Annotated in this window: 12 protein-coding genes, 1 rRNA gene and 1 riboswitch; of the genes, 12 read left to right on the top strand and 1 reads right to left on the bottom strand. The window is 51.8% G+C overall.

Features of this window, described 5'->3' with window-relative positions:
- Window positions 1–23 precede the first annotated feature (23 nt).
- The 5 genes from SNR34_RS03825 to SNR34_RS03845 all read left to right on the top strand — a co-directional run bounded on the left by SNR34_RS03825 (window position 24) and on the right by SNR34_RS03845 (window position 7,527).
- Window positions 24–1,016: an AAA family ATPase gene (locus SNR34_RS03825; RefSeq protein ID WP_339276034.1), complete on the top strand. Its 993-nt coding sequence runs from the start codon at window positions 24–26 to the stop codon at window positions 1,014–1,016.
- On the top strand, window positions 1,013–2,329 hold the full coding sequence (locus SNR34_RS03830; protein ID WP_343262381.1) for a DUF58 domain-containing protein: 1,317 nt from the start codon (window positions 1,013–1,015) through the stop codon (window positions 2,327–2,329). The genes SNR34_RS03825 and SNR34_RS03830 overlap by 4 nt, the downstream gene beginning before the upstream one ends.
- Window positions 2,322–4,643 (top strand): DUF4129 domain-containing transglutaminase family protein, encoded by a 2,322-nt coding sequence (locus tag SNR34_RS03835; protein WP_486181178.1) that lies wholly within the window; start codon window positions 2,322–2,324, stop codon window positions 4,641–4,643. Before SNR34_RS03830 ends, SNR34_RS03835 begins: the two co-directional genes overlap by 8 nt.
- A gap of 433 nt (window positions 4,644–5,076) precedes the next feature.
- Window positions 5,077–6,615 (top strand): glutamine-hydrolyzing GMP synthase, encoded by a 1,539-nt coding sequence (guaA, locus tag SNR34_RS03840; RefSeq protein WP_236420840.1) that lies wholly within the window; start codon window positions 5,077–5,079, stop codon window positions 6,613–6,615.
- A 243-nt stretch (window positions 6,616–6,858) separates the two neighbouring features.
- Complete coding sequence (locus tag SNR34_RS03845) at window positions 6,859–7,527, top strand: hypothetical protein (protein WP_486181179.1); 669 nt, start codon at window positions 6,859–6,861, stop codon at window positions 7,525–7,527.
- Between the two features lie 186 nt (window positions 7,528–7,713).
- Here the strand turns inward: SNR34_RS03845 and SNR34_RS03850 are convergent, their stop codons facing one another.
- Window positions 7,714–8,637 carry an ArsR/SmtB family transcription factor gene (locus SNR34_RS03850; protein ID WP_236420842.1) on the bottom strand — a complete coding sequence of 308 codons (924 nt, stop codon included), beginning with the start codon at window positions 8,635–8,637 and terminating at the stop codon, window positions 7,714–7,716.
- Between the two features lie 327 nt (window positions 8,638–8,964).
- On the opposite strand from SNR34_RS03850, the gene SNR34_RS03855 reads away from it, so the two are divergent.
- The 7 genes from SNR34_RS03855 (at window position 8,965) to SNR34_RS03885 (ending at window position 17,846) form a co-directional block, all read left to right on the top strand.
- Window positions 8,965–9,948: a glycoside hydrolase family 43 protein gene (locus tag SNR34_RS03855; RefSeq protein WP_486181180.1), complete on the top strand. Its 984-nt coding sequence runs from the start codon at window positions 8,965–8,967 to the stop codon at window positions 9,946–9,948.
- 317 nt (window positions 9,949–10,265) lie between these two features.
- Window positions 10,266–11,480, top strand: a complete 1,215-nt coding sequence (locus SNR34_RS03860) for an extracellular solute-binding protein (protein ID WP_438286899.1) — start codon at window positions 10,266–10,268, stop codon at window positions 11,478–11,480.
- 112 nt (window positions 11,481–11,592) lie between these two features.
- Window positions 11,593–12,468, top strand: a complete 876-nt coding sequence (locus SNR34_RS03865; protein WP_236420845.1) for a carbohydrate ABC transporter permease — start codon at window positions 11,593–11,595, stop codon at window positions 12,466–12,468.
- A 45-nt stretch (window positions 12,469–12,513) separates the two neighbouring features.
- Window positions 12,514–13,359, top strand: coding sequence for a carbohydrate ABC transporter permease (locus SNR34_RS03870; protein ID WP_236420846.1), 846 nt, complete (start codon window positions 12,514–12,516; stop codon window positions 13,357–13,359).
- A 167-nt stretch (window positions 13,360–13,526) separates the two neighbouring features.
- Window positions 13,527–13,626: riboswitch (purine riboswitch) on the top strand.
- 177 nt (window positions 13,627–13,803) lie between these two features.
- Window positions 13,804–15,180, top strand: coding sequence for an NCS2 family permease (locus SNR34_RS03875; protein ID WP_236420847.1), 1,377 nt, complete (start codon window positions 13,804–13,806; stop codon window positions 15,178–15,180).
- Window positions 15,181–15,372: 192 nt separating this feature from the next.
- Complete coding sequence (locus SNR34_RS03880) at window positions 15,373–15,729, top strand: hypothetical protein (protein WP_486181181.1); 357 nt, start codon at window positions 15,373–15,375, stop codon at window positions 15,727–15,729.
- A 565-nt stretch (window positions 15,730–16,294) separates the two neighbouring features.
- A 16S ribosomal RNA gene (locus SNR34_RS03885) occupies window positions 16,295–17,846 on the top strand.
- Window positions 17,847–18,106 lie beyond the last annotated feature (260 nt).

Genomic DNA, 18,106 nt, shown 5'->3' on the forward strand with positions numbered 1-18,106 from the left:
TGGCAAGAAAGGTGGGAGAGGGCATGTCAACGATCCGGATGGAACATGATCATGCGGTGGAACTGCTGAATAGGGTGATGAAACGGATTGAGCAAGTCATTATTGGGAAAAGGAAGGAAATCGGGTACATTCTGACCGCCATGCTTAGCGATGGCCATGTTCTTCTGGAGGATGTGCCCGGCACGGGGAAAACGATGCTTGTGCGTGCCGTAGCATCTTCGTTGGGCTGTTCCATGGGACGCATACAGTTCACCGCGGATGTCATGCCTGCCGACGTTACGGGAGTTTCCATCTATCATTCTGCGACCGGGGAGTTCCGCTTTCGTCCCGGCCCGGTGATGTCACACATCGTTTTGGCCGACGAAATTAACCGCGCGGCACCGCGAACGCAGTCCGCCCTGCTGGAGGCGATGGAGGAGCGCTGCGTTACCGTCGATGGTACAACTCATGCGCTTCCCCGACCTTTTTTGCTGCTCGCGACACAGAATCCGCTTCAGTTCGAAGGAACATATCGATTACCTGAAGCACAGCTGGACCGTTTCATGATGAGGATCGGTCTTGGTTATCCGGAGCCGGAGCAGGAAGTGGAACTTTTGTCCAGGGAGCGGAGCAGGGAACGGGTGGAGGGAATGAAGCCCGTCCTGCTGGCCGAAGAGGTGGTTGCGATGCAGCGCGAGGTAAGGCATGTACACGTGGATGCCGTCATTAAGCAATATCTTGTTGCCGTGGCCGTAGCTACCCGAAGCCATGCCGCCGTCAGGCTTGGAATCAGTCCGCGAGGAACGCTGGCGTGGATGACCGCGGTACAGGCACATGCTTATTTGCACGGAAGAAGTTATGTCGTTCCGGACGACGTGAAGGCAATGGCCGTGCCGGTCCTCTCGCATCGCATCCAACTGAAATCGCAGAACAGGACCGACGGAAGCAACGCCCAAGAGCAGGTCATTCGCGATGTGCTTTCAACGGTTCCCGTTCCCGTTCAGATGGCGGCGCAAGGAAGGGGACGGCGGTCATGACCGGGATTGGAGGGCGGCTGGTTCATGCGATGCTGGCAACTGCGTTGGTTGCCTTATATGTATGGCATGGCGGGAGATCGACTCTTTTTCTGGCTGCGATGGCGGTCATCATGTGGGTATATGGACTGCTGCTTCACATGCTTGGGCCACGTCGCATCCGTATTCGCAGGCATCTCCATTCCGACCGGATTGCCGTGGGGGACGTTGTCAGGGTGCGGGTTGAATTGGCATTCGATTGTCCCATCCCCCTGTTATGGATCGTTGTTTCTGACAATACGCCTGCCGGCATGCATCGAAAATGGTTCTTCCCTGGCATGAAAAGACATTTTTCATACGAGTATGAACTAAACGGGCTTCGCAGAGGGGTTCACTCATGGTCCCCCGGACGGCTTTACTGGGGCGATGCGTTCGGCTGGAACACGGCTTCTTCTGTAACGAAAGGAAGCGAACCGATCGTGGTTACGCCTGCGGTTGGAGACGGGACGGAGATTGAAGCAGGCAGCGGCTGGGCCGGTTCGGAAGATGGAACGGCGCACGATCCCCATACTACGGATAGCAGCGGTTTCGAGCTCCGCGAGTATCGGGAAGGCGATCCCCTCAGCCGGATTCATTGGAAAAGCTCGGCCAGAACAGGCAAACTGCATACATTCCTGCCGGAAACTTCGCCATGCGCTTCACTAGCTGTGCTTTTATATGAAGGAAGGACGGGATATCAGGCCCAAAACCGTGATCAGCACGATCATCCAGGGTTCGAACGGGCGGTGCAAATGGCTGCGCGCCGAATCCACGATGCCGACATGGGCCATATCCCGTTAAGGCTGTGGCTGGAGGGGAAGGAGCCCGGCATAGACGATGGTGATCGGCCATTCCCAAGGCACGCGGAGAGCGCTGAAGACAGTCTGGAACGCGCTTTGTACAGATTGGCCCATGCTCGCCTGGGTCGTTCGCCTGCCGGCCCTGACAGGCTGGAAACAAGGATGCTGGAAGACTTACCTCAAGGTTCGGACATTGTTGTGTTTGCCGGCAAACCGGACCAAGCTCTTGTCGAATGGATTCATAGGGCGGCCGATGACGGATTTCGCGTGGAGCTGCATCTGACCGAGCACATGGCGGGAAACGTTTCTATTGGGCCGAATGAAGGTATCCGGGAAGTGAAACCTGGCCATGCAGACCCGTTAAAAGAAAATGCGAAATCCACCGAAACCTGGCTGGAACAGCTTAGGCTGTGCGGCGTTCGTATCGTTGCCGGGCCTGCCGTCAGCGGCAGCTTGTCTTTACCGGGAAAGGCGGTGGTCGTCGATGTGGGTGCGTGAACGAAAAAGCTCTGTTCTGCCATCATTCCCGGTTGGGGAGGTCGCTTGGCAAACGACCGGGGCCCGTCCGGAGCTTCCGATGGTCGCCTCGATCCCCTGGGCGTTCAGGCTGCCGATATCCGCTCTGGTGCTGATCCTTTCCATGGAGTGGATTCATCCGGTCACGTCCTCCGGACAGGAGGGGAGCGAGCGTTTTTTGAGCGTCATGTTCGGCATGTCGGCCGTGCTTCTCATGATGGGTTTGCTGCGTACGAGCTTGATGACGGGCATCGTGCTGCGAATCCCGGTTGTGCTGGTCTCGTTATCCCTGATGTATGGAGGGAATCACCCTGCAGAATGGGCATGGTCATATCCGGCAACGCTGAATGCGGATTTGGGCGCATGGATGGGAAGCGGCCGATTTAGCGCGATGAGCACGGAAACGAAAGGTTTGCTCATGCTCTGTGGATGGAGCATGCTGCTGGCTTCCGTGCAGTATCTCGTTTTGATGCGACGCAGCGTCATGCTGTTTGGCATGGGCACGATGCTGTATTTGCTATTGCTCGAAGCATTGGTGGGGTTCGATGCCTTTGGTTCCATCGTGCGGTCCGTCTTATGGTTGTTGAGCATTCAAGGTTTGCTGCAATTTTTGCGCATTACCGGCGGAGGGGGGACATACCGCCGGCGGGCCAGAACATACGGTGCATGGTGCGGCATAGCGATGGGGTCCGCAGCGTTTCTTATCCTGGTATCAACGCTTCCCATCCAGTTGGGAACGGTGGCTCCGGCCGAACGGATCTCCTTGAGCCGAATGGCCGAAAGCCTGGCCAAATGGGCAGGATATGCTCCATCGGGAAGCATTCCTGCCTCCTTGTCCGTCACCGGATATGGTACGGTGGATGCACCGATGGGCGCGCCGTTAACCCAAGGAGAAGAGATTGTGTTCACGGCTCGCAGCCCTAAGGCAACCTATTGGCGGGGGGAGACCCGTTCCTTTTATAACGGAAATTCCTGGAGCGATGCGGAGCAGCGCTTCAAGCATGCCGATTCCTCAGGTCTGCTGCGGGTTGATGGCTGGGAAAATCAGGCTTACTGGACCCGTATCCGGCAAACGATCACCATGCAGCGGGAGTGGCGGGGTCCGAGCCCGCTTTTTACGGGAGGTGTTCCGGTTCGTTTTACCTTTCTGGATCGCAACAGCGGGCACGAACCGAGTGGCCGGGAATTGCTCTCTAATGAAGATACAGGAACGTTATGGCTGGCAGGGGCTGCCGGAAGTGCGGGCGGAGTGCAGGCATATACGGTGGATGTCATGATACCATCCGCTGCACCGGAACAGCTTCGGTCGCTTGCCGCCATGCCTGGGAGCGGCGATCCTGCGCCAGTTCGCAGAACGTATCTTCAACTGCCGGACACGCTTCCGCAGCGCGTGCGTGACCTTGCATCAGACATCGTTCGGGAAAGCGAGACCCGGTATGATGCCGTTCAGGCGGTGAAAACGTATCTCGGTCAGCATGCGTCATACACGCTGGATACCCGCATGCCTCCGCGTGGAACGGATTTCGTAGACGATTTCCTGTTCGTGACTCATGCCGGGTATTGCAACCATTTCTCTACGGCGATGGTTGTGCTGCTGCGTGCGGAAGGCATTCCCGCGCGGTGGGTGAAAGGTTTTGCCCCCGGAGAACCGGATCCGCAGGTTCCGGATCGTTATGTTATCACCCAGGGGGATGCCCATTCCTGGGTGGAGGTGTATTTTCCCGGCGCGGGCTGGATTCCGTTTGAAGCAACGCCGGGATTCGGGCCGGCGCCAGGCGCTGATGCGGGCGCTGCGGCGGCCGCCGGGCAGCAGCCCGGCGAAGTTGCCCCGCCGCCGCAGGAGCGTGGCGGCGGCATGGGCAGCGCAGGCGCGTGGCTGCACGCGCGCGCCCGGGGGCTTGCCGCGGACCCGTGGCCCGCGGCAGCCCTTGCGGCAGCGGCGCTGCTGCTCGCCGCCGGCGCGTTCCGCATGCGGCGGCTTCGCCCCGCGCTGCGGCTGTGGCTGCTGCTGGCGTGGCCGCGCAGCAGCTTTCCGGACCGCGAGCGGCTGCTGCGCGCCGCCGCTCCGGTCTGGGCCGCGCTCGCGCGCCGGTACGGCCCGCGGCCGGAGGGCATGACGCTGCGGGAGTATGCAGCGTCTGCCCCCGTGGCCGCGGGCGCGGACAGCGCGGACGTCGCGCGGTTCGCAGCCGACTGGGAGCGGCTGCTGTACGGGCCTGAGCGTCCGCTGCGCGCGGACAGCCTCGATTTCCTGCGCCGGGCGCTGCGCCTGGCCCGGCACCACCGGGCCTCCTGACGGGCAGGCGGCGCCAACCCGCCCCGGCCGCTCACATAGACCAAGCCGATCTCAGGCACACGTGGGTCGGATGCGTAACACCTTAGGGGCGAAAGAGAGTTCGTGGTGTTTGTCACAGTCGTGAGCGTATATATGGTAAAACCGCAGCCTTAAGCGGTATTTGCGCTTTGCTGCCGAGTTCAGTTGAAGATTAGGTTTCTGGACGCCTTGTGTCGCGTTTTGGCGCGAATGGGGCGTTTTTCCACGCAAGGATGAACAGAGGAAGGACAAGCGTGTCCATCGCAAAAATGTCCTTATCCAGTGGAGGTTTGTCCGTCCTGACGTTGCACGGCATACATACGCAAAAATGTCGAATAAAGGAGCTTCTCCTTTCCTTGACGGTATGTTTTGTCGTTGCGTATAATTAGTTTCATTAATTGAGGGAGGCACGGTAATGAACAAGCAAAATGAAATAGTGGTTGTCCTTGACTTCGGGGGCCAGTACAACCAATTGATCGCCAGAAGAATCCGGGATCTGGGCGTGTACAGCGAGCTTTTGCCGTACAACACACCGGCTGAGAAAATTGCGGAATTGTCGCCGAAAGGGATCGTATTCTCCGGAGGTCCATCCAGCGTGTACGCAGAGAATGCGCCGCACGTCGATCCGGCCGTTTACGATCTGGGACTTCCGATCTTCGGGATCTGCTACGGCATGCAGCTTATGGCGCAGCAGCTCGAAGGTAAAGTGGAGCGCGCCGAGAAACGCGAGTATGGTAAAGCAGACCTGGCATTCGCTCCGGGCGCTGCCCTGGCCAAAGGCATCGAAGGCGAGCACACGGTATGGATGAGCCATGGAGACCACGTCGTTACGCTTCCTCCAGGATTCAAACTGGATGCAGGTACGGAAAGTGCGCCAATCGCGGCGATGAGCAATGACGAGCGCAAATTGTATGCAGTCCAGTTCCACCCGGAAGTACAGCACTCCGTGCGCGGTAATGAAATGATTCGCAACTTCCTGTACGAAATTTGCGGTTGCGAAGGCAACTGGAGCATGGAAACGTTCATCGAGGATACCGTTAACGATATTCGCGAAAAAGTGGGCGACGGCAAAGTGCTCTGCGCGCTCAGCGGCGGCGTGGATTCTTCCGTTGTAGCTGCGTTGATCCACAGAGCGATCGGCGACCAACTGACATGTATGTTCATCGATCACGGTTTGCTGCGCAAAGGCGAAGCCGAAAGCGTTATGGAGACCTTTGTTGGCAAGTTTGACATGAAAGTGGTCAAAATCGACGCACAGGAACGTTTCCTGTCCAAATTGGCGGGCGTTGACGATCCGGAACAAAAACGTAAAATCATCGGTAACGAATTCATCTACGTCTTTGACGAAGAGTCCAAAAAATTCGATGATTTCGAATTCCTGGCTCAAGGTACGCTGTACACGGATATCGTAGAGAGCGGCACGGCTACGGCTCAAACGATCAAGTCTCACCATAACGTGGGCGGTTTGCCTGAAGACATGAACTTCAAATTGATTGAGCCATTGAGCGCTCTGTTCAAGGACGAAGTTCGCAAAGTGGGAACAGAATGCGGTCTGCCGGACGAAATCGTATGGCGTCAGCCGTTCCCGGGCCCGGGTCTTGCGATCCGCGTGCTTGGCGAAGTTACGGAAGAAAAGCTGAAAATCGTACGGGATTCCGATTACATCCTGCGTGAAGAAATCATTAAGGCCGGACTGGGCCGCGAAATCTGGCAGTACTTTACGGCGCTGCCTAACATGAAGAGCGTTGGCGTTATGGGTGACGCGCGTACGTATTCCTACACCGTAGGTATTCGTGCGGTGACTTCCATCGACGGCATGACGGCGGACTGGGCACGTATCCCTTGGGACGTGCTGGAGAAAATCTCCGTGCGCATCGTCAACGAAGTGGACAACGTCAACCGGATCGTGTATGACGTAACGTCCAAACCACCTGCAACAATAGAGTGGGAATAGGTCATTAACTATTCATGTTGTTAAGTTCGGGACAAGCCCTGGTGCTCCAGGGCTTGTTTCGTGGACTAACATCGTTATTTCAGCCATAACGGCAACAATAAAGCGAAAAAGACTCTCTTTTATCTGCGTAATTTCAGCAGGATCGAAGGGAGTTTTTTTTATTTTACTTTCAGATCTATTTAAGGTGGGGCTTGTACACTAAGTACATCAACAACGAAAGTTGCTGAAAGGGGAACGACTCATATGAAGAACAAAAACAAAATGAACAAATGGACGATGGGTTTAAGCAGCGCAATGTTAGTGGTTATGTTGGCAGGCTGCGGAACGGCGGCACAAAATACAGAAACGGCATCAACGGACATATCGGCGACTGCGGCAGGGGCGTCTGCGGCGGACAGTTCCAACGGAGCAGAGCAGACCTCGGAAGCGAGCGAGGGACAAACCGGACAAGAGGCGGCAACGGAGGTTCCAGGAACCATGCTGATGGGTAAAATCAAGTCCATCGATGGTCAAGCCATCACGTTGTACAAGTCTTCCCAGCAGCCCGGCGAAGGCGGCCCGATGAATGAGGGAAAACAATCGCCTCAAGATGCACAGTCAGGAAACGCTCCGGCAGAAGGCGAAGAACCGCCAGCGGCGCCGGAAGGTGGGGAGGGACAAGGACTACCCCCGGGTGAGATGAACACAGAGGGTATGTTCACCGATGAGACGGTTGAAGTTGCCTTGACCGATTCGACAAAGCTTGTTTCGATGGTACAGGGAGAAGAGGGCGGAACCGAAAGTGAGATCAGCCCCGCCGATCTGAAGGAAGGGGACATCGTGAATGTCACCTTGGATGGAGACACCTGGAATGCTTTGGAGGTTCGAGTCGGCGGCGGATTCAGCGGGGGAATGCAGCCACCGGGTGCCTGATGGAAGATATTGCTCTGCAAGAAGAAGGAAGTCCAAACTTAAGGAACATGATTTTTCCTAGGTATGTTATGTTTACCTAACTGAGTCTAATCAACCAGCAAAGGCCCTGACCACCGTTCTTGACGGAGGCAGGGCCTTGTGTGATTAATTAATGCGGTTTCTATATCATCTATTTCCCAAGAAGTATTACTCCGGTTTTTCCTCTTGCTGCGTGTAATACAGGCGGAAAATGATGTCCTGATTATGATTGCCGAAGCCTTGTCCGAAGAGGGTGACGCCGCCGATATGCTCGGCATCTTCCTTAACGGCGATGCGCAAGGACCAATAGCTGTTGCGTATACCGATATCGTCGATGCTCACGTCGGATAATTTGACGCCATCCATAAAGGTGCCTTCTTTTTTGATGATCAAATGTTTCAGCAGCCCGTACTGGTTGACGCTTTCGAACCACCATGGCGGGTTCAGCTTGCCTTTGCCTCCGAAATCCCCAGGGCTGGTCCACATGCCCACTTCGACCCCGTTCACGATAAACGTAATGTCCGAAGGCCAGTTATTGTTGGTCAGCGGGGCCTCCGAGGAAATTTCCATCGAAATTTCAAGCTCCTCCGGATTTTCATCCCCCATCAAATAATTCGGGATCTTGTATTCGATATAACCTTGGCCGAACCACAGGATTTTGGCTTTGAGCCGATCCGGGTCCAGGAAGTAGCGCGGATCGTCAAAGATGCCGATGATGGAATCCCGCGTGCATATGCCGCAAGTGGGTTTGATCTGCAAATCGGTGAAGTGGCCGACCGAAATTTCGGTTTTGCGGATCTCCCGCGGAATGACGTCTTTGGTCGGGAATGCGATTTCAAGAGTATCCATGTTAAGGGAGCAAACCTTTTGCGCGGCTCCTCCTTTGCCGGGGGCCATCGCTGACTCGACGACGCCGGCCTTTTCGAGTTTCTTGATATGCATGGTCATGATGGCGCTGCTAAGGCCGAGAGCTTCGGCCAGTTCTTTTATATTCATCGATTTTTTGGACAGCAGGTGCACGATTTGGATGCGCACGTTGCTGGAGAGTGCTTCAAAAATATGCAGGTTTTTTTCGTTCAGGTCGATTTTCAATGTTATTCCTCCGAACAGAAATGAACTATTAACATTATTGTGAATGTTAAACGTAGAATTTAATAATATCGGATTTCGAAAGCAATCACAAGAAAAGTTGAACGGTCTCTTTAAAGAAATATACCAAATATGTTGAAAAAAAACAAAAATTAATCAGAATGATTCGGAAAAATGTAAACAAATTCAAATCATTGGAGAGATTTTACCGTTAAGGCAATTGACACATCTTAGGATTGTATTTTAGTATTTAAGTGAATTAATCAATGTAAATGTGAATTAATAAACAAAAATGTGAATGGGTCTATTCACAGGACAGGGGATGACACGATGAGTACCGTACCGACAGAAACATCGTTTATTAATCCGATTATACCGCAGAGAGCCGATCCATGGGTATACAAACATACCGACGGATATTATTATTTTACCGGCTCCGTGCCGGAATACGACCGGATTGAAGTGAGGAGAGCCCGCACGATTCAGGAATTGGGCGAGGCCGAGCCTGTTGTGGCGTGGCGCAAGTATGACAAAGGGCCGATGAGTGCCAACATTTGGGCGCCGGAAATCCATTTCGTGCAAGGCAAATGGTATATCTATTTTGCTGCAGCCCGCACCACGGAAACGGTTGAAGGCCTCTTCGACCATCGCATGTTCGTGTTGGAAAACGAATCGGCCAATCCGCTTGAAGGCGAATGGGTCGAGAAGGGACAGATCAAAACCAAATGGGAAAGCTTTGCCCTTGATGCCACTTCATTTGAGCATAAAGGCGTGCAATATCTTGTATGGGCACAGAAGGACCCTGACATTGTCGGGAATTCCAATCTGTACATCGCTTCCATGGAAAACCCGTGGACCCTTGGTTCGGAACAAGTGATGATTGCCGAGCCGACGCATGATTGGGAAAAGATTGGCTTTCTGGTGAATGAGGGAGCAGCGGTATTGAAGCGCAACGGAAAGATATTCATTGCGTTCTCTGCGAGCGCGACCGATCACAATTATTGCATGGGACTTCTTTATGCCGATGAGAACAGCGATCTTCTGGCGGCGGAAAGCTGGGTCAAGCTTCCGGAGCCCGTGTTCCAAACGAACGAGGAAGTGGGGCAATACGGACCGGGGCACAACAGTTTTACCGTATCCCCGGATGGAAGCCAAGATATTATCGTTTATCACGCACGCAACTACAAAGAGATCGAGGGCGATCCGCTGTATGATCCGAATCGGCATGCCCGCGCTCAAGTATTCGGGTGGGACGATGCGGGTTTCCCTGTATTCGGCATTCCTGTGCCGGACGGCCGTTCTTTTGAAGTGTAACGACAAACACAGCAAGATTTATTCCAGCAAAGTGGAACAAAGTGGTTGACAATGAAAGCGCTATGAATTACGATAAATTCATAAAAACGTTAATCATTAATTTAAAGATTAATGTTTGGGTGGTCGGAGGGAGCACTCCTAGGCAAGCTTCCTCCATCCAGTTTCCAACGATAATGCAGGGTTATGTTTCAAGGGTTTCCGATTGGATACACGCCCTGCCATATTCGTATGATATTTGAATGCGTTTACAGTTAAACATTTGGGATTGATCATTCTAGGGGGGTTCTTGTGTGAAACGTAAAAAAGGTTTAGTATCCATGGCATTTGTCTTGTTAATGGCTGTTGTGCTCGCAGGCTGCGGCTCGAACGACAAAAATACGATTACGTTCTGGACGCCATTGACGGGTGAAGATGGAGCGTACATGGATCAACTGGTCAAAGAATATAATGCCACCGAACCGGAAATCAAAGTAAAACATGTAGTCACTTCTGACATGTACACGAAACTGTCCACTGTAATCAACTCCGGCAAAGGTATTCCGGATCTGACAATTATCCACGCTGACCGCGTGCCTGGATACGTTAAGCAAAACGTACTGGAACCGATGACGAACGTGCTTGCCGGACAGCCGGAGATCAAGGAAGAAAATTACTTGCCGCAAGCTTGGTCCACGGGTAACATCGATGGCACGCAATATACCGTTCCTCTCGATATTCATAGCAACGTCATGTATTACAACAAAGACTTGTTGAAGAAATACGGCGTCGAATCTTTCCTGGACGACAACGTTGTGACCATCGACGAAATGCTTTCCCTGCAAGGGAAGCTGGATGAGGGCGACTATGTCGTCAATGATGCCCTGTTTGGTTGGGTTGTTCTGGGCCAATTGCAGAACGTCGGCGGAGACGTACAGAAAGACGGTAAACCTTCGATCAATACACCGGAAATGAAACAGGTTTACGAAAGCATCAAGAAAGTTGCCGATGCCGGCCTGATGACCCCATTCGGCGAAGATGGGTACTTGATGTTCCAATCCGGCAACGTACTGTTCTCTACGGACGGCACATGGAGCTCCACGGCGCATGCGGCCGTTGAAGGTTTGAACTTTGGCGTAACGAATGTGTACTCAACGACTGCCGATAAGTTTACGAACCGTTCTTCTTCCCACTTGTTCGCCATGATGAAGAATGAAGCAAGAACCGATGAGAAGGAGCAAGGCATCGGCAAGTTCCTGGAGTTCATCCGTCAGAATTCGATGGAGTGGGCGAAAGCCGGACAGACCGTAGCAAGTAAACAGGTCATTGAGAATCCCGAATACAAAAACTACATGCAATCGTTCTTCACATCTAACGATAAAGAAATCGAATCCCTTTACATTTACACGTATGAGTATTATCCATATATTGCAGAAGTCGTGGATAAATATTCCGTAGACATCGTTCGAGGCAATGTCGACCTCGATGAAACGCTGCAGACGATGCAAAAGGAAGTTGAAGACAAGATCGCGCAAGGCAGCAGCGGAGCCCAATGATGCCGGAACGACACAAATGGATGTGTGATGCGCACCCCGCCATTTAATTGCATTAAAAGCAATGTGCCACCTGGTTGGCGCATTGCTTTTCCCAAAGGAGAAATGAAAGGATATGAATAAACGATCTTTTGCACCGTTTCTGTTCGTTGGCCCTCACTTGATCCTGTTCCTGATGTTCATTTTGCTGCCGACGATTTACGGTATTTATGCTTCTTTCACGAAATGGAACCTGATCAACGATCCGGTATGGGTTGGATTGGATAACTATAAAACCATTTTATTCGATACCGAGTCCTCTTTCCACTTCCAGTTTTATAACGGTTTGAAGAACACATTGATCTTTGTGGTGTTAAGTGTGCCGCCTCTCATTATCATTCCGCTTCTGGTTGCGGTTGCCCTTGAGCATAAGAAGGTCAAGTTCAAAGGTTTCATGCAGGCCATTATCTACATTCCGGGTCTGATCTCCATTTCGGCGGCGGCCCTGATCTGGTCCCTTATTTTCAACAAGCAGTTGGGTATTACCGGGAATGTGTTCGGATCGGAAATATCCTGGGCGGCGAATCAGCCCTATGCATGGATTATTATTATCGTGATTTCAGTCTGGGGTGCCGTTGGTGGAAACATGATTATTTATCGTGCCTCAATCAATGGCGTTCCGGGTGATTTGTACGAGGCCGCCGAGATGGACGGTGCAGGGCCTGTGCGCAGATTTTTCAGCATTACGCTCCCTTCCATTCGTTTTCCGCTGATTTTCACGTTTGTCATGACGACAGCAGGGGCGTTTAACGTCTTCGGACAGCCTTTGATGATGACTAAAGGTGGACCGCAGCAGAGCACTCACGTGCTGATGATGTACATTCGGCAGCTGGCCTTTGGCTCCGGCGAATCGGTAGCCGGGATGGCTTCCGCGATGGCCGTGTTGCTTGGTTTGGTCATTCTGGTGATCTCCGCGCTGCAGTATTACGTGATGAACCGGAATGCCAATTAGATTGGCGGAATCGAACGTGGATAGGGAAGGAGCAGGTACAATACAATGGCGAAAAAAATAAGCATATCCAAATATATATCGTATCTCTTTTTGATCAGTATTTGCATCGTATGGGCTGTGCCCGTCATTTTCGGCATCACAACATCATTTCGTTCGCAGTCAGAGGTCGTATCGGCAGGTTTTAGTCTGCTTCCTAAAGAGTGGGACTTCGGCAACTATCTTGCCGTCTTGCAGAACACTTCAACCGCACCGATATTAAGATGGCTGGTGAACTCGCTTGTCATTGCCATTTCGCATACGGCGCTGGTCGTTTTGATCATTTCCCTTACGGGTTACGGTTATACGCGTCTCAAGTTTAAGGGAAGAGATGCCCTCTTCTTCACGCTGCTCGGCATTTCGTTTTTCCCTGGTGTCGTCAATCTGATTCCTTCATATAAAGTGATCGAAGCGCTGGGCTGGGTTAATACCGCCTGGGCGATGATCATCCCGGGGCTTGCGGGTATGGGGAATATCTTCCTCGTTCGTCAGTTCATGAAAGGCATTCCGCATGAATTGGACGAATCCGCCAAAGTGGATGGAGCAGGTGAGTTCAGAATTTACTATTCCATTATTTTGCCGCTCGTGAAACCGGTACTGATCGTCTGTGGTCTGTTCTCGTTTATCGGGTCTTGGAACGACTTCCTCTGGCCTGTTATCGTGTACACGGATGTCGAAAAAATGCCGATCACGGCAGGATTGCTGCTGCTGCAGGATATCTACGGAAACTACCGGATGATCGGACAATTGATGGGGTCTGCGATTTTGGCCATCATTCCGACACTGCTTCTGTTTATTTTTGCCCAAAAATATTTCCTTCAATCCATCAACCTCAATTCCGGGATTAAAGGGTAATGAAGCGATAACATTCATGCTTGGCTGTCGTGAATTACGGCAGCCTTTTTGGTGTTCTGTTCATATTTTTTGCTTGAACACGAACATTTGGTTTCGGTTTCAGTTTTAACATTCGTTTTTGTCATTGACAAATAGGGGACACCGCTTCTAAAATAGTGATGGAAAACAAACAAATCGCGCATACTGTTCGTATAATCCCGGGAATGGGCTCGGGAGTCTCTACGAGATCACCCTAATGATCCTGCTACGAAGAGGAGAAGATGCGGCACCATGAATTCTGCATGCAATGCGTTACCATGCGCACATGGGAATTCTTTTTTGTCTCTTCATTAGAAGAGGAGTGCCGGTCTGACCAATCGGAACCCTGGGTGCTTAATCATATGCTCAGGGTCATTTGTCGTTTTCGAAATGGCTTCATTTACTCTAAGGAGGAGTTAGTAAAACATGGATCGGTTCTTTAAATTAAAAGAAAACGGAACGACCGTCAGAACGGAGGTTGTTGCGGGACTTACCACATTCATGACGATGGCGTACATCCTGTTCGTCAATACGTTGTTCCTTGGACAAGCTGGTGCCGGCATGTCGGACAATGCGGTATTTTTTGCGACTGCCGTCGGGGCGGGTTTGATGACCATTATTATGGGGCTGTTCGTTAACATCCCGATCGCGCTTGCGCCGGGTATGGGGCTGAATGCGTACTTCATGACTGTGGTTCTCAGTTCAAATGGAGCGATTACCTGGCAGGCTGCACTCGGTGCCGTCTTTATCTCGGGTATCGTATTCATTATTCTCACTGTGACCCGCATTCGCCAGATGCTGCTTGTTGCCGTGCCGCAAACGTTGAAGATTGCCATCACGGTCGGTATCGGTCTTTTCATTACAATTGTTGGTTTCAAATTGGCCAACCTGGTTGCAGTGACGGTAAACGTTGCGCCGGATGCTGACCTGAGCAAGCCTATTCCGGGCAGCAGTTTCAATTTGTCGCTGGGTAACTTCATCACGCATCATGATGCGCTGCTGGCATTGATCGGTCTTTTGCTGATTGCCGTATTAATGGTTATGCGGGTCAAAGGTGCGCTGCTCATCGGTATCGTGGCTACTACGCTGATCGGTATCCCGATGGGGGTGACCAACCTTGATGGTTTGTCCACTGCCAGCTGGTTGCCTAACTTCAGTGATCTGGCAGTGGGTCAGCTTGATCTGAAAGGCGCGATTAGCCTTGGACTGTTTGAGATCATTTTCATTTTTACATTTGTAGAACTGTTTGACACGTTCGGGACGATGGTGGGTACCGCGACACGGATGGGCATCATGAAAGACAAGAAAAAAGGCGAGAAAACGATCGGTAAAGCGATGCTCGTTGATGCTGTCGGTGTCAGCGCGGGTGCTGCGCTGGGGACGAGCACGATTACGGCGTTCGTGGAAAGTGCTTCGGGCGTAGAGGCTGGTGGGCGTACAGGCCTTACCTCGGTAACGACAGGTCTGTTGTTTATCCTTTCCTTGTTCATTGCGCCTCTTGCGCTGGTCGTACCGTCCGCTGCGACGGCTCCTGCCCTGATTATCGTGGGTGTGCTGATGATGAGCCAAGTGCGCGAAATTGAGTGGAATGATTTTCTGCAGGCGTTTCCGGCATTCCTGACCATCGTACTCATGCCTTTCACGGGCGGGATTGCGAACGGGATCTCGGCGGGGATTGTATCCTATGTCGTATTGGCAGTGTTCGGTAACCTGGTTACCGAACGCAAGGTGAAGATTCACTGGTTAATGTGGATATTAGCGATCATTGTGATTTGTCGCTTTGTATTTATGGGCGGGGAATAAAGATAATGAAACGAAGAAAGCGGAAGCGTCCGGGTGACCCGGGCTTTCGCTTTTTTTTGTTGCTTTGCAGCTTAGTGCAGGATGTGCAGCGAGGAACTAAGCGCGGGGTTAGAGCCAGAGACACTTTGGGAGGTGATGACGAAATAGTATCTTCTATATAATAAGTAGACATTTTCAGTAAGGAGGCAAAGTATGAGTTGCGATTTGATGGTATTTGATACGAAAGCTGCCCCGCAGAGCAGAGAGGGATTTCTCGCATGGTATGATAAACAAACAGAGTGGAGCGAAGGTCACACATACAAAGATATCACTGTAAGTGCTGATCAACTTCAGCGTTTTTATGAAGATATGGTTCAAGTATTTCCGTCCATGGATGTGGATGACGAAACGTTTGAAGCGATGGAGGAGGAAGGGACGGACAATCGTTTAACCGAATACTCGATCGGCAGGCATATCATATATGTGGCATTTGCCTGGTCGAGGCAGAAGAGGCATATGAGACAGTGCGAGCGCTGGCAGCCAAACACCAAATCGGCTTTTTTGATGTAAGTGCTCGGAGGGGGACATTATCAGGCTGTAGTTTGGGGAATGGCATAACAGTACGTAGAAGTTGTGTTTCTTGAGCGTTTGGATAGAAGGGAACTTTTGCGTCACTTTCATTACAGAGAAGGGGCAGGACAATCGGCATTGGTTTGATAATTAGGTTTGAGCTAAGGGGACATCTGATAAAAAGTTTAAAAAACACTTGCATAATATTTATGTACATGGTATATTCTAATTCCGGCCAAGAAAACACCGAGAAATATGGTGCGGCAAGCAAAGCAAATAAGCTTCGAAAAAAGAAACTTAAAAAAATGCTTGCAAAGTTGGTTCGGATGTGATAGGATATAAGAGTTGCTAAGGACAACAACTTAGTAACGAAAACGAAGTTTGATCTTTGAAAACTGAACAACGAGTGAGTAATGCGAAGGTTTTTGGTACATGTCGTATGACTGTATAAAAACCGGAGCAATATTGAGATATTTTATCTCGTCAGATTCAAAATGAGCTAATCGCTCTTTTCAATACCTCAGATGATTTTTATCACGATTAACCTCGTGACCGAAATTCATCTTTATTGGAGAGTTTGATCCTGGCTCAGGACGAACGCTGGCGGCATGCCTAATACATGCAAGTCGAGCGGACTTGATGAGAAGCTTGCTTCTCTGATAGTTAGCGGCGGACGGGTGAGTAACACGTAGGCAACCTGCCCTCAAGCTTGGGACAACTACCGGAAACGGTAGCTAATACCGAATACTTGTTTTCTTCGCCTGAAGGAAACTGGAAAGACGGAGCAATCTGTCACTTGAGGATGGGCCTGCGGCGCATTAGCTAGTTGGTGAGGTAACGGCTCACCAAGGCGACGATGCGTAGCCGACCTGAGAGGGTGATCGGCCACACTGGGACTGAGACACGGCCCAGACTCCTACGGGAGGCAGCAGTAGGGAATCTTCCGCAATGGGCGAAAGCCTGACGGAGCAATGCCGCGTGAGTGATGAAGGTTTTCGGATCGTAAAGCTCTGTTGCCAGGGAAGAACGCTTGGGAGAGTAACTGCTCTCAAGGTGACGGTACCTGAGAAGAAAGCCCCGGCTAACTACGTGCCAGCAGCCGCGGTAATACGTAGGGGGCAAGCGTTGTCCGGAATTATTGGGCGTAAAGCGCGCGCAGGCGGTCATTTAAGTCTGGTGTTTAATCCCGGGGCTCAACCCCGGATCGCACTGGAAACTGGATGACTTGAGTGCAGAAGAGGAGAGTGGAATTCCACGTGTAGCGGTGAAATGCGTAGAGATGTGGAGGAACACCAGTGGCGAAGGCGACTCTCTGGGCTGTAACTGACGCTGAGGCGCGAAAGCGTGGGGAGCAAACAGGATTAGATACCCTGGTAGTCCACGCCGTAAACGATGAATGCTAGGTGTTAGGGGTTTCGATACCCTTGGTGCCGAAGTTAACACATTAAGCATTCCGCCTGGGGAGTACGGTCGCAAGACTGAAACTCAAAGGAATTGACGGGGACCCGCACAAGCAGTGGAGTATGTGGTTTAATTCGAAGCAACGCGAAGAACCTTACCAGGTCTTGACATCCCTCTGACCGGTACAGAGATGTACCTTTCCTTCGGGACAGAGGAGACAGGTGGTGCATGGTTGTCGTCAGCTCGTGTCGTGAGATGTTGGGTTAAGTCCCGCAACGAGCGCAACCCTTGATCTTAGTTGCCAGCACTTCGGGTGGGCACTCTAAGGTGACTGCCGGTGACAAACCGGAGGAAGGTGGGGATGACGTCAAATCATCATGCCCCTTATGACCTGGGCTACACACGTACTACAATGGCCGGTACAACGGGCTGCGAAGCCGCGAGGTGGAGCTAATCCTAAAAAGCCGGTCTCAGTTCGGATTGCAGGCTGCAACTCGCCTGCATGAAGTCGGAATTGCTAGTAATCGCGGATCAGCATGCCGCGGTGAATACGTTCCCGGGTCTTGTACACACCGCCCGTCACACCACGAGAGTTTACAACACCCGAAGTCGGTGGGGTAACCGCAAGGAGCCAGCCGCCGAAGGTGGGGTAGATGATTGGGGTGAAGTCGTAACAAGGTAGCCGTATCGGAAGGTGCGGCTGGATCACCTCCTTTCTATGGAGAATCGTCTTCTGCGATGAAGACATTCAAATAAGCAGCTCAGCTGCAAACTTACTCACTCGTTGCTCAGTTTTGAGAGTTCAAACTCTCAAACACATGCTCGTAACTTTCGACCGACACATTCCGTGAACGGCCCGAAAGCAAACGAGATTGTTCCTTGAAAACTGGATATCGAAACGAAAAATGCGAATTAGAACATTCCTTTTCGGATGAATGCTCATTCGGTTCAAGCAACCGATGAACAATCATCCTAG

It is taken from the genome of Paenibacillus sp. XP01 (genome assembly GCF_057364885.1).